The organism is Peptostreptococcus russellii (assembly GCF_003012055.1).
Taxonomy (GTDB): domain Bacteria; phylum Bacillota; class Clostridia; order Peptostreptococcales; family Peptostreptococcaceae; genus Peptostreptococcus; species Peptostreptococcus russellii.
Genome location: NZ_JYGE01000003.1, coordinates 368,903 through 381,665 on the forward strand (window position 1 = coordinate 368,903; position 12,763 = coordinate 381,665).

The 12,763-nt window shown below is 31.2% G+C and carries 12 protein-coding genes; 11 read left to right on the plus strand and 1 reads right to left on the minus strand.

Annotation, left to right across the window (positions count from 1 at the left end):
• Nucleotides 1-32: 32 nt before the first annotated feature.
• The 11 genes from efp (at nucleotide 33) to trmD (ending at nucleotide 11,221) form a co-directional block, all read left to right on the plus strand.
• Complete coding sequence (gene efp / locus UF10_RS03640; protein ID WP_106776458.1) at nucleotides 33-593, plus strand: elongation factor P; 561 nt, start codon at nucleotides 33-35, stop codon at nucleotides 591-593.
• A 167-nt stretch (nucleotides 594-760) separates the two neighbouring features.
• The gene (rnc, locus tag UF10_RS03645) at nucleotides 761-1,471 is read left to right on the plus strand and encodes a ribonuclease III (RefSeq protein WP_106776459.1); all 711 of its coding nucleotides are present in this window, start codon (nucleotides 761-763) and stop codon (nucleotides 1,469-1,471) included.
• Nucleotides 1,471-2,541 carry an elongator complex protein 3 gene (locus UF10_RS03650; protein WP_106776460.1) on the plus strand — a complete coding sequence of 357 codons (1,071 nt, stop codon included), beginning with the start codon at nucleotides 1,471-1,473 and terminating at the stop codon, nucleotides 2,539-2,541. Before rnc ends, UF10_RS03650 begins: the two co-directional genes overlap by 1 nt.
• A gap of 15 nt (nucleotides 2,542-2,556) precedes the next feature.
• Nucleotides 2,557-6,108 carry a chromosome segregation protein SMC gene (gene smc, locus UF10_RS03655; RefSeq protein WP_106776461.1) on the plus strand — a complete coding sequence of 1,184 codons (3,552 nt, stop codon included), beginning with the start codon at nucleotides 2,557-2,559 and terminating at the stop codon, nucleotides 6,106-6,108.
• Between the two features lie 9 nt (nucleotides 6,109-6,117).
• The gene (ftsY, locus tag UF10_RS03660) at nucleotides 6,118-7,368 is read left to right on the plus strand and encodes a signal recognition particle-docking protein FtsY (RefSeq protein ID WP_106776462.1); all 1,251 of its coding nucleotides are present in this window, start codon (nucleotides 6,118-6,120) and stop codon (nucleotides 7,366-7,368) included.
• A gap of 113 nt (nucleotides 7,369-7,481) precedes the next feature.
• Nucleotides 7,482-7,841, plus strand: coding sequence for a YlxM family DNA-binding protein (gene ylxM, locus UF10_RS03665; RefSeq protein WP_106776463.1), 360 nt, complete (start codon nucleotides 7,482-7,484; stop codon nucleotides 7,839-7,841).
• Nucleotides 7,841-9,199 carry a signal recognition particle protein gene (gene ffh, locus UF10_RS03670; protein WP_106776464.1) on the plus strand — a complete coding sequence of 453 codons (1,359 nt, stop codon included), beginning with the start codon at nucleotides 7,841-7,843 and terminating at the stop codon, nucleotides 9,197-9,199. Before ylxM ends, ffh begins: the two co-directional genes overlap by 1 nt.
• A 164-nt stretch (nucleotides 9,200-9,363) precedes the next feature.
• Nucleotides 9,364-9,636 carry a 30S ribosomal protein S16 gene (rpsP, locus tag UF10_RS03675; RefSeq protein ID WP_106776465.1) on the plus strand — a complete coding sequence of 91 codons (273 nt, stop codon included), beginning with the start codon at nucleotides 9,364-9,366 and terminating at the stop codon, nucleotides 9,634-9,636.
• A gap of 20 nt (nucleotides 9,637-9,656) precedes the next feature.
• A complete protein-coding gene (locus UF10_RS03680) occupies nucleotides 9,657-9,890 on the plus strand; it encodes a KH domain-containing protein (protein ID WP_106776466.1) in 234 nt (77 codons plus the stop codon).
• 46 nt (nucleotides 9,891-9,936) lie between these two features.
• The gene (rimM, locus tag UF10_RS03685; RefSeq protein ID WP_106776467.1) at nucleotides 9,937-10,455 is read left to right on the plus strand and encodes a ribosome maturation factor RimM; all 519 of its coding nucleotides are present in this window, start codon (nucleotides 9,937-9,939) and stop codon (nucleotides 10,453-10,455) included.
• 13 nt (nucleotides 10,456-10,468) lie between these two features.
• Nucleotides 10,469-11,221, plus strand: a complete 753-nt coding sequence (gene trmD / locus UF10_RS03690; RefSeq protein WP_106776468.1) for a tRNA (guanosine(37)-N1)-methyltransferase TrmD — start codon at nucleotides 10,469-10,471, stop codon at nucleotides 11,219-11,221.
• A gap of 21 nt (nucleotides 11,222-11,242) precedes the next feature.
• Here the strand turns inward: trmD and tyrS are convergent, their stop codons facing one another.
• Nucleotides 11,243-12,472, minus strand: a complete 1,230-nt coding sequence (gene tyrS, locus UF10_RS03695; protein ID WP_106776469.1) for a tyrosine--tRNA ligase — start codon at nucleotides 12,470-12,472, stop codon at nucleotides 11,243-11,245.
• Nucleotides 12,473-12,763 lie beyond the last annotated feature (291 nt).

Consider the following 12,763-nt stretch of genomic DNA (forward strand, 5'->3'; position numbering starts at 1 on the left):
ATAATATATAATAATAAATTGGAGGAATTAAAATGATAACAGCAAGTGATTTTAGAAAAGGCGTAACTTTTGAAAAAGATGGTCAGCCTTGTCTAGTAGTTGATTTTCAGCATGTTAAGCCTGGAAAAGGTGCTGCGTTTGTAAGAACAAAGTACAAGAATTTAATTACAGGGGCTACAAGAGAAGAAGCTTTCAACCCAAGTGATAAGTTCCCAAAGGCTAATATAGAAACAAAGCAGATGCAGTATTTATATAATGATGGTGAATTATATTACTTTATGGACCAAGAAACTTTTGATCAGATACCTCTAAACTATGAGCAGGTAGAAGATGCAATAAAGTTCCTTAAGGAAAATGAAGTTGCAACAATAAGATTCCACCAAGGAATGCCTTTCCAGGTAGAAGGTCCTAACTTTGTTGAGTTAGAAGTAGTAGAAACTGAACCAGGAATTAAGGGCGATACAGCTAGTAATGTTACAAAGGCTGCTACAGTTGAAACAGGTGCAGTAGTACAGGTACCATTATTTATTAATGTTGGTGACAAGGTTAAGATAGATACAAGAACAAGTGAATATCTATCTAGAGTAAACTAGTTAAAAAATAAAAATACCTGTTCATTATACAGGTATTTTTATTTTTTAGAACATAGCTATAGTGAAGTAATTCATAAATAAAATAAGAAGTCATAGTGGGAGAAAAGAAATTCTTTTCTTCCTGCTTACTATTAAGAATAATTAATTAAATTTAAGGAGTGATGGCCATGGCATCGTTTGAGGATGCAATTAATCGAAATATTGATGAATTTGAAAAGAAAATAGAATATGATTTTAAAAATAGAGAGTATATACAAATAGCACTTACACATTCTTCTTTTGCAAATGAGCATAAGCAGTTTAAGTATAATGAAAGACTAGAATTTTTAGGTGATTCTGTTCTTGGTTTAGTAATAAGTGATTATTTGTTTAATGAAAGAAAAGACTTACCAGAGGGCAAGTTAACTAAGTTGAGAGCTAATGTAGTTTGTGAAGAATCTCTTAGTAGAGTAGCTAAAAAATTAGATGTTGGAAACTTCCTTTTTTTAGGAAAGGGTGAGAAAATCTGTGGAGGAAGAGAAAGAGACTCAATACTTGCAGATGCAACAGAAGCGATAATAGCAGCTATTTACTTAGATGGTGGTATTGAATGTGCAAAAGAATTTATACTATCAAACCTAAGGGATATAATATCAAATACAGTAGATGGAAATATCTTCAGAGACTATAAGACGATCTTACAGGAAATCATACAAAAGAAAAATGGAAAGCTTTCTTACAGACTTGTAGAAGAAAATGGTCCAGATCATAACAAAGAGTTTGAAATGGTGGTAAAAAGTGGACACACAATTTTGGGGCAAGGAAGAGGAAGAAATAAGAAAGAAGCAGAAAAAGAAGCAGCAAAAAATGCACTAATAAATATGGGAGAAAATATATAATGGCAAGGAAAAAGATAATACCTATCTTTGTACCACATCAGGGTTGTCCTCATGATTGTATATTTTGTAATCAGCAAAAAATAACAGGTGTTTCTACTGATATGACCGGTGAAAAGACAAGGGAAATTATAGAGGAAAGTCTAAAGACTATAGATCTAGATGCAGAAATAGAGATTGCATTTTTTGGAGGAAGCTTTACAGCAATTGATAAGGAAAAGCAAATAGAACTTCTTTCAGTTGCAAAGGAATACAAGGATAAAAAAATAGTTAAAGATATAAGAATGTCAACAAGACCAGACTGTATAGATGAAGAAGAACTTCAACTTATCAAGGACTATGGAGCGACGATTATAGAGCTTGGAGTACAGTCAATGGATGAGGGAGTTCTTTTAGAAAGTTTAAGAGGACATAAAGCAGATGTTGTATATAAAAGTTCGAAGTTAATTAAAGAATTTGGATTTACATTGGGTCTTCAGATGATGGTTGGTCTTCCAACTGATTCTGAGGAGAAGTGTATCTATACAGCCAAGGAATTTGTAAAAATAAAACCTAGCTTTGTAAGAATATATCCAACATTGGTTATAAAAGATACAGGTCTTGAAAATGCATACAAAGAAGGATATTATAAATCATTTGAATTAGATGAATCCATTAATATAGTTAAAAAGCTTATAGTGCTTTATATAGTAAATGATATAAAGATTATAAGAGTAGGGTTACAAGCAACAGATGATATTCAGTTAGGAATAGATGTTATAGCAGGGCCATATCATCCTGCCTTTAGAGAGCTTGTAGACTCAAGAATGATAAGAGATTATTTGGAGTCAATACTTCCAAGAGAATTTAAAGAGATTGTAATAGCCTCTTCAAATTCACATATTTCTACAATAGTAGGGAATAAAAGATGTAATAGAAAATTTATTAATGATGAGTACAAGGCAAAATTCAAAACAAGAAGAGATAATAGCTTGAAAGACAAGATGTCAATAGAAGTAGACGGTAAAGTAATTGATGAAATTTCTTTTAAAGAAATGATTTCAAAGCTAGAAAAAATATATGGCCTGTGTTAATCGAAAGGAGATAGAATGTATTTAAAAAAGCTATCATTAAAAGGCTTTAAATCTTTTCCAATAAAAACAGATATATTCTTTGAAGAAGGTATTACTGCGATAGTGGGTCCTAATGGTAGCGGAAAAAGTAATATTTCGGATGCCATAAGGTGGGTACTAGGAGAACAAAGTGTCAAAAGTCTTCGTGGTGAAAAGATGGAAGATGTTATCTTTTCTGGAACAGATTTAAAAAAACCATTAAACTATTGTGAAGTAGCTCTTACCCTAGATAATCATCTAGGGAAAATTGATATAGACTCAGATGAGTTTATTATAAAAAGAAGAGCTTACAGAACGGGTGAATCTGAGTATTATATGAACGGAAAGAGCTGTAGACTAAAAGATGTAAAAGAAACATTAATGGATACAGGTATAGGAAAAGATGGTTATTCAATAATAGAACAAGGAAAAGTTGATGAAATTTTAAGTAATAATCCTGCAAATAGAAGAAGAATATTTGATGAGGCGTGCGGTATAGCCAAGTATAGATATAGAAAAAATGAGGCAGAAAAAAATCTAACTAAAACAAGTGAAAATCTTGCAAGAATACTTGATATATTTACAGAAATAGAAAATCAGTTAGAGCCATTGAAAGAACAGGAAGAAAAGGCTAAAAAATACATAACTCTTAGTGAAGATCTAAAAAAACAAGAGTTAAATGATATAATAGCCCAGCATAAGGATTATGAAAATGCAATAAATGATTTATCTTTTGAAAGTCTTGAAGTTGAAAATTTATTAAAGAGCCAATATAAAGAAAAAGAAGATCTTGAAATAGAAATCAAAGAGTATGAAAAAGATATAAAAGCTTTAGAGAATCATATTGAAGAATTAAACCAAGAAGCATTTAGAATCAATGACTCTGTAAATATGAATAAGTCTGACTCTGAACTTACTCTTGAGAAAATTAAAAACTATGTAAATAATATAGATAGAAGTAAGAGTGAAATTGAAATTATAGATAAAAAAATATTATTAGCTAAGAAAGAGCTAGAAAAAGCTAATAATAAAGCTGATAAAAACTCTTATATTATTGAAGACTTCGAAAAAGAATTGGATAAAATTTATGAAGAAAAACTTGCTTCAGAAAAAAAATTAAATGAATTAAACAGCGAGCTAGAAAAAAATAAGAGTTTATCTATGGATTTTTTAAGAAAAAGAGAAGAAGTCTCAAATAAAATAACTAAAATATCTGCAGATATAGAAAATAGCAATTCTAAAATATTAGACTTGAAAGCAAGTATAGAAATACACGAAAAAGAGTCTAGACTAGTAGAATCAGAGATAAAAGAAAAAACCGAAAAGAAAAATAGTTTAGAAGAAAAGTTAGTAAATATAGGAGATAAACTTCTATCATATAACAATAAAGTTCAAACTATAAATGAAGAAATTGATATTCAAAATAAAGAGTATCAGAAAAATAATATAGATATAGGATCTTTAGAAGCTAAGAAGAATACATATATAGATATGGAAAATCACCATGAAGGTTTCAATAGAGGTGTTAGAGAAATTCTTAAAAACAAAGATATAAGAGGTATTCATGGAGCTTTTGGAGAGTTAATCAAGCTAGATAAAGAGTATGAAAAAGCAATAGAGGCATCTCTTGGAGCAGCTATTCAGAATGTAGTAGTAGAAGATGAGACTATAGCAAAACAATCAATTAGCTATTTGAAAAAAAATAATCTAGGCAGGGTAACATTTTTACCTATTAGTATTATGAATGGTAAAAAGTTTGATATAACAACTATGAAGTCAAGTGTTAGACCAATAGGAATTGCATCTGACTTGATTAGCTTTGATGAGAAATATAGAGCTATTGTTGAAAGTTTGCTTGGAAGAGTGGTAGTTATAGACAGTATTGATAATGCTGTAATATTTGCCAAAGACACTGGGCATAGATATAAAATAGTAACATTGGAAGGTGATATTTTAAATCCAGGTGGATCAATGACTGGAGGAAGTCTGAGAAACAGTGGAAATATTTTGTCTAGAAAGAGAATTATTAAAGAACTAGATGAAGATATAAAGAAAAAAAGAAAGATATTAAATGAAATAAAGCTATCCAATGATGAAAAAATAAAAGAAAAAAATGAAATAAAAGAAAAGAGAAAGCTACTTATAGACTCTAAGAGTGAAATAGAGGGAGAAAAGATTTCCCTAGAGACTCAAGTAAATATGATAAAAGCTTCTCTAGACAATAAATTGAAAAGTATAGAAATTAGTAAAAAGAAAATACTTGACCTTGAGAAAGAGTTGTCTAAAAATAAGGAAGTATATAATTCTTATAAGGAAAAAATAGATAAGATTGCAGATGAAAGCACTAGTAATACTTCGAGTATAGAACTTATAAGTGAAAATCAAAAACAACAGAGCTTAGAGTTTGGAGAAATAGTAAAGAGATTTAATGATAAAAATATTGAGCTTGCAAGATTAAAGCAAATATTTGAAAATAATATAGTTGAAATAGAAAGAATAAAGTCTGACATAGACTTATCTCAAAGTAGAGATCTAGAAATAAAAAGAAATATAGAAGATAGTAAAAAGGAGATAGAAACTTTAAGAGAGTTATCAGAAAAATACATAGAAGAATATGAGAAAGAAAAAATTAAATATGAAGAAATCTCTAAGCTAATCGAAAGAAAAAAAGAGGAGAGAACTACTTTAAAAGAAAAGTTTGAAGATATAAAGTCTATCCTTAGAAATAAAGAAAGAGATATAATGCAAAGCAAGGAAGAAAAGTTTAAACTTGATTCAAAGCTAGAAAGAAATAAAAATAGCAGGGACAATCTTCTTTCAAATTTATTTGATAAGTATGAAATGACTCTTGTACAGGCTCTAGAGTTTAGAGACCCTTCCGTTAAAGTTGATCATAAGAGAATCGAAAAGTTGAAAAGAGCTATAAGGGAATTGGGTAATGTAAATATAGATTCTATAAAAGAGTATAAAGAGGTAAAGCTTCGTTACGACTATTATAAAGAACAAAAAACAGACTTGGAACAGTCAATAACTTCTTTAAATGAGTTAATTGATGACTTGTTAGAAAATATGGAAAAAGAATTTCTTGAAAAATTTGAGATTATAAACGAAAACTTTAAAAATGTTTATCAAAAATTATTTGCTGGTGGTAATGCCAATTTAAAGCTTTCAGACAAAGATAATGTCTTGAATTGTGATATTGACATAACTGCCCAACCTCCAGGAAAAAAGATGAAGAATCTTTCATTATTGTCAGGAGGGGAAAAAGCTTTAACAGCAATAAGTATATTGTTTGCAATATTAATTTCTAAACCAACTCCATTTTGTATTTTGGATGAGATTGAAGCTCCATTGGATGATGTCAATGTCTATAGATTTGGCGAGTATCTAAATGAACTTAGCTCGGACACACAATTTATAGCAGTTACTCACAGAAGAGGAACTATGGAAGTTGCAGATTTTATATACGGTATTACTATGCAAGAAAAGGGAGTTTCATCAGTTATAAGTTTAAAGCTTAAAGAAGCTACTGAAATTATTGATAAGTAGGAGGATTAGATGTTTAAATTTTGGAAGAAAGAAAAAAAAGATGACTTAGGCTTGGAAGATTTATTGGATTCAGAAATAGTAGAAGAAGATACTTCATCTGCTAATGAGGAATCTGAGTTAAAAGAAGAAGATACTATTGAAAAGAAAGAATCTGAGACTAGTGAAGAAATAGCAGATGATGAAGATCTTGAAGTCAGAAAAAATAAAGATTTAAAAGAAGAATTTTCAGAAGAATCTTCAGAAGAAATTAATAATGATCTAGAGGAAGATATTAAGTCTGATGAAGTGAGTATTAAATCAGAAGGGGCATCTGAAGAAGCTTTAGAAAATCAGGGCAATGAAAAGCCAAAGGGGATTTTTTCAAGACTACTAGAAGGACTTTCAAAGACAAAGGACAATATTACTGGAAGAATAGATAGCATACTAAATTCTTATACAAAGATAGATGAAGATTTGCTAGAAGAACTAGAAGAGATATTGATAACTGCAGATGTTGGGGTAAATACTACAATGATTATAATTGATCAGTTAAGAGATATGATTAAGGAAAGAGGAGTTAAAGATCCTATGCAAGTAAGAGGACTTTTGAAGGAAATTGTGGAAAATATTCTTAGTCAAGGCAATTCCAAATTAGATATAAATCCAGCTCCAGCAGTTATAGTAATGGTCGGCGTAAACGGTGTAGGAAAAACAACTACTATAGGAAAGTTAGCTCAAAGATATAAAGATGATGGCAAAAAAGTGATGCTAGCAGCTGCAGATACATTTAGAGCAGCAGCCTCAGAACAGCTAGAAATTTGGGCTAATAGAGTGGGTGTAGATATTATAAAACATGGTGAGGGAGCAGATCCTGGTGCTGTAATATTTGATGCAATAAAGGCATCCCAAGCAAGAGGAGTAGATCTACTTATATGTGATACTGCAGGTAGACTACATAATAAGACAAATCTTATGAATGAGCTCGGAAAAATATTTAAAATAATTGAAAGAGAGTACCCAGAAGCTAAAAAAGAAATACTTTTAGTGGTAGACGCAACTACTGGACAAAATGCAGTTTCGCAGGCAAAGACTTTTAAGGAAGTAGCCAATATAACAGGAATAGCCCTTACTAAATTGGATGGAACAGCCAAGGGTGGAGTAGTATTGGCGGTTAAGTCTGAACTAGACGTACCTGTGAAATTAATAGGTGTTGGAGAGAGCGTAGAAGACCTTCAAGACTTTGATCCTAAGGCATTTACTGAAGCTTTATTTGGTGAATAAGACTGTAAGGTAAAAAAACCTTACAGATATGAAAAAAAGTATTGACTTTTGACTTATGATGTTATATTATAATACTTGTGTAAAGTGAAAGACCTTTACAGAGAGGAGTAGCTATGAATATTGATAAGATGGTAGAAATAGAAATATTAAATTCACAGTATTCTCCCTTATTGACTAGTAAGCAAAGAGAAATAATTGCTATGTATTATGAAGAAGATTATTCTCTTGGAGAAATTAGTCAAATGTTAGATATTTCAAGACAAAGTGTCTATGATAGTCTTAAAAGATCTGAAAAGTCATTGAAAGACTATGAGAATAAGCTTGGAATGGTAGAAAAATTTCATAAGCTAGAAGATTTGTTAAATAAGCTAGAGGAAAAAATTGATGTTTCTTCCGAGAGTTTTGACAAGTATGACGCTGAAAACTCAACTCAGCTTAAAGTAATAGTAGAAGAGATTAGGGAGTTGTTATAATGATATTTGAAGGACTATCAGATAAATTACAAAGTGCCTTTGGTAAACTAAAGTCTAAAGGTAAATTGACAGAAGCAGATGTAAAAAGTGCAATGAGAGAAGTAAAAATGGCTCTTCTTGAAGCTGATGTAAACTATAAGGTTGTAAAAGATTTTATAAAGAAAGTTCAAGAAAGATGCATAGGTGAAGACGTTATGAAAAGTCTTACACCAGGCCAGATGGTCATTAAAATTGTAAATGAAGAACTAACTTCTTTGATGGGAGACGTTCAAAGTAAAATTACAATGGCATCGAATCCACCAACAATTATAATGATGGTTGGTCTTCAAGGTGCTGGTAAAACTACAACATCAGGTAAGCTAGGTGGCTATCTTAAAAAAGAAGGCAAGTCACCTCTATTAGTAGCTTGTGACGTCTACAGACCTGCAGCTATAAAACAGTTAGAGGTTGTTGGAGAAAAGTTGGATCTTCCAGTATTTTCTATGGGGGATAAAGAGTCTCCAGTAAATATCGCGAAGGCAGCTGTAGAGCATGCAAAGAAAAACTCAAATGATGTAGTGATTATAGATACTGCTGGTAGACTTCATGTAGATGAAGTATTGATGCAGGAATTGAAAGATATAAAATCGGAACTAAATCCACAAGAAATTCTCCTAGTAGTAGATTCTATGACAGGTCAAGATGCAGTTAATGTATCTGAAAGTTTCAATGAAACACTTGGAATTGATGGTATAGTTCTTACTAAGCTAGACGGTGATACTCGTGGTGGAGCAGCACTTTCCATCAGAGCAGTTACTCAAAAGCCAATTAAATTTGTTGGTATGGGAGAAAAGCTAGATAATTTAGAGCCTTTCCATCCAGATAGAATGGCATCTAGAATACTTGGTATGGGAGATGTTTTAAGTCTTATAGAAAAAGCACAAGATGCTATGGATATGGAGAAGACTAAAGAGTTAGAGGAAAAACTTCGTAAAAACGATCTTGATTTTGAAGATTTTCTAACTCAGCTAGAACAGATTCAAAACCTAGGTCCCCTAGATAAACTATTAGACTTGGTTCCTGGTATTGGATCAATGAAAGCTCAACTAGGTGAAGTAGATACCAATGGAAAAGAAATAAATAAAACAAAGGCAATAATTCAGTCAATGACTGTAGAAGAAAGAAGAAATCCACAGATTATGAATGGTTCTAGAAAGAAAAGAATTGCCAAGGGAAGTGGTACAAGTGTTCAAGATGTAAACAGATTGATAAAACAGTTTAATGAAATGAAAAAAATGATGAAAATGTTCCAATCTGGAGGTAAAATGGGTAAATTGAAAAAGGGTGGATTCCCTAAATTACCAAACTTACCATTTTAAGCACTAGTCAATAAAGGTTTTTATTAGTAAATAAAAAAGTTAATTTTATTTACAAAATCAAAAAGTTATGATATAATTTCTGAGTATTTTATTTGGATAATAAGTGGAAACTCGGGGGTTATCTATAATAAATAAAAGTTAAAATTAAATTTGGAGGTATTTTAATGTCAGTTAAAATAAGATTAAAAAGAATGGGTACTCATAAGAGACCTTTTTACAGAGTAGTAGTAGCAGATGAAAGAGCACCAAGAAACGGTAGATTCATAGAAGAAATAGGATATTACAATCCACTAACTGAACCAAAGCAGGTTAAGATAGACGAAGAAAAGGCTATAAAGTGGTTGGTAACAGGTGCTCAGCCTACAGAAGTAGTAAAGAAATTATTCACATCAAACGGTATAACTGAAAAGTTCGAAGCTACAAAGACATCTAAGTAATCCTTTTTGGAGATGATAATATGAAGGAACTAATTGAAGGCATAGCTAAGGCTCTTGTTGACAATCCTGATGAGGTATTAGTTGAAGAAATAGTTGATGGCAAGGATATTTTACTTAAATTGAAGGTTGCAGACTCAGAAATGGGTAAAGTGATTGGTAAAAAAGGTAGAATAGCCAAGTCTATGAGAACTGTTTTAAAATCAGTTTCCAACAAGAAGAAAGTTAATGTAACTTTAGAAATAGTAGAGGATTAGGCGTTGCCTAATCCTTTTTAATATTTAAATTAAAGAGAGGGTAGAGATGGAAAATAAATTAGAGTACTTTAAAATAGGCAAGATAGTAACTACAAAAGGATTAAAGGGAGAATTAAAAGTCTATTCACATACAGATGAGATAGAAAGATTTTTAGAACTTGAATATTTTTATTTAGGAAAAGATAGAGAAAATAAATACTATATAGATAAAGTAAATATTATAGCAAGCAATATGGTTAGCATTAAAATTAGAGATTATAACACAGTTGAAGATGTACAAAAGTTTGTGCAGAAGTTTATGTATATAGATAGAGAAGATAGCTATGAACTATTAGAAGACGAGATGTTTATAGTAGATATGATAGGTATGCAAGTAAAAAAAGAAGATGGGACTTTGATAGGTATTCTAGAAGATGTACTACAGTATAGTGCCAATGATGTATATGTAGTGAAGTCAGAAGATGGTAGCGAATATCTTATACCAGCTACTTATGAAGTAGTGCCTGAGATTAATTCAAAAGAAAATTATATGATTGTAAAGCCTATCCCTGGACTATTAGATTAGGTGGGATTTGTTTATGAAAATTAATGTAATGACGCTTTTTCCAGAAATATTTAATTCCTATATAGGTGAAAGTATGATGAAAAAGGCTGTAGATAATAATATATTGGCTGTAAATATATACAATATAAGAGATTTTTCGGAAAATAAACATAAAAAGGTAGATGACTATCCATTTGGGGGAGGAGCGGGTATGGTTATGACTCCTCAACCAATACTATCTACATATAGGCACATTATAGAAGAAAATAAATTGGAAAAACCAAGAGTAATATATCTTTCTCCAAAGGGAAAGACCTTTACTCAAGATATGGCAAAAAGTCTATCCAAAGAAGATAATTTAATATTTCTTTGTGGTCACTATGAGGGTATAGATCAGCGTGTAATAGATATGATTGTAACGGATGAATTGTCTATAGGGGACTATGTTTTAACAGGAGGGGAACTTCCTGCCTTGGTGATGATAGATTCTATATCAAGACTTATACCTGGAGTTTTAAATAAGAGTGAAAGTTATGAAGATGAAACTTTTGAGGGTGACTTATTGGAATATCCTCAATATACTAGACCTAGAGAATATGAAGGTCATAAAGTACCAGATGTAATATTATCTGGAAATCATCAAAAGATTGATCAGTGGAGAAAAGAAGAATCAGAAAAACTAACAAAAGAAAGAAGACCAGATTTATGGACTAGTTATATTGAAAAAAATCCAGTTAAAGAAGTTAAAAAAAATAGAAGAAAAAGAAAAAAAGAAAGGTTGGATTAAAATCCAACCTTTTAATATACATTATTTTATTATTGCTTTGTGATATGTTTTTTTACCCTTACGTATTATAACCTTATCTTCAAGCAATTCTTTTGTTATTTGTGCGCTTATATCATCAATGCTTTCGTCATTAACATGAACTCCACCCTGATTTATAAGTCTTCTTGCTTCACTCTTTGATGGAACAAGACCACACTCTAACATTAAGTCCATTATATTAATAGATCCGTCAGTTAGCTTGTCAGCAGAAATTTCTGTAGTTGGCATAGAAGAGTCATCGCTTCCATCTTCAAACAGTGCCTTAGAAGCAGTTTGAGCCTTGTCAGCATCTTCTTCGCTGTGAACTAATTTTGTTAATTCATATGCTAAAATTTCTTTTGCATCATTTAGCTTTGCACCTTCCCAAGAACTCATTTTTTCAATTTCTTCTAAAGGTAGGAATGTAAGCATTCTTATACATTTCATAACATCAGCATCTGCTATATTTCTCCAGTACTGATAGAAATCAAATGGAGAAGTCTTATTAGGATCTAACCATACTGCACCGCTAGCTGTCTTACCCATTTTCTTACCTTCAGAGTTAGCAAGAAGAGTAATAGTCATAGCAAAAGCGTTTTCACCTAACTTCTTACGAATAAGATCAGTACCAGCAAGTAGGTTTGACCACTGGTCATCTCCACCTAACTGCATATTACATCCGTATTCTTGGTATAGATGATAGAAGTCGTATGATTGCATTACCATATAATTAAATTCTAAGAATGAAAGTCCTTTTTCTAGTCTCTGCTTATAACATTCTGCTCTTAACATATTATTTACAGAGAATTGTGCACCTACTTCTCTCAATAGGTCAATGTAATTTAGGTCCAATAGCCAGTCAGCATTGTTGACCATCTTTGCCTGTCCAGGTCCTTCGCCGAATTCTATAAATTTTGCCATCTGTACTTTAAAACAATCACAGTTATGCTGTATTATTTCAGGAGTCATCATTTTTCTCATATCTGTACGTCCTGATGGATCTCCAACATACCCTGTTCCTCCGCCTACAAGAACTATAGGAGTATTGCCAGCCATCTGAAGTCTCTTCATAAGAGAAAGTGCCATGAAGTGACCTACGTGAAGTGAATCTGCAGTTGGATCAAAACCTATATAGAAAGTGGCTCTACCTGTATTGACTAATTCTTTGATTTCTTCTTCGTCTGTAACCTGTGCAATTAGACCACGGGCTACTAATTCTTCGTAAATTTCCATTTTCTACACCTCTTTCAAATTTTGTTGGTAAAATAATGTCAAATATCAATATAGTTTACCATATATTATATAATAAAAGAATGCGATTGACTAGATGTCTTTCGAATTCTTTAATATCAATTATATGAAACTAATTTATATTATACACTAAAGATTTTAAAAATAAAAGGGATAAGCAAGCTTTTTTATAAAGTAAAAAAAGTGATTATATTATTGTAAATAAAAAGCTTTTTTTACTTAAAAAATATTGACATTTTAATCAATTAAGGGTATAATTTAATAGTTATTGAA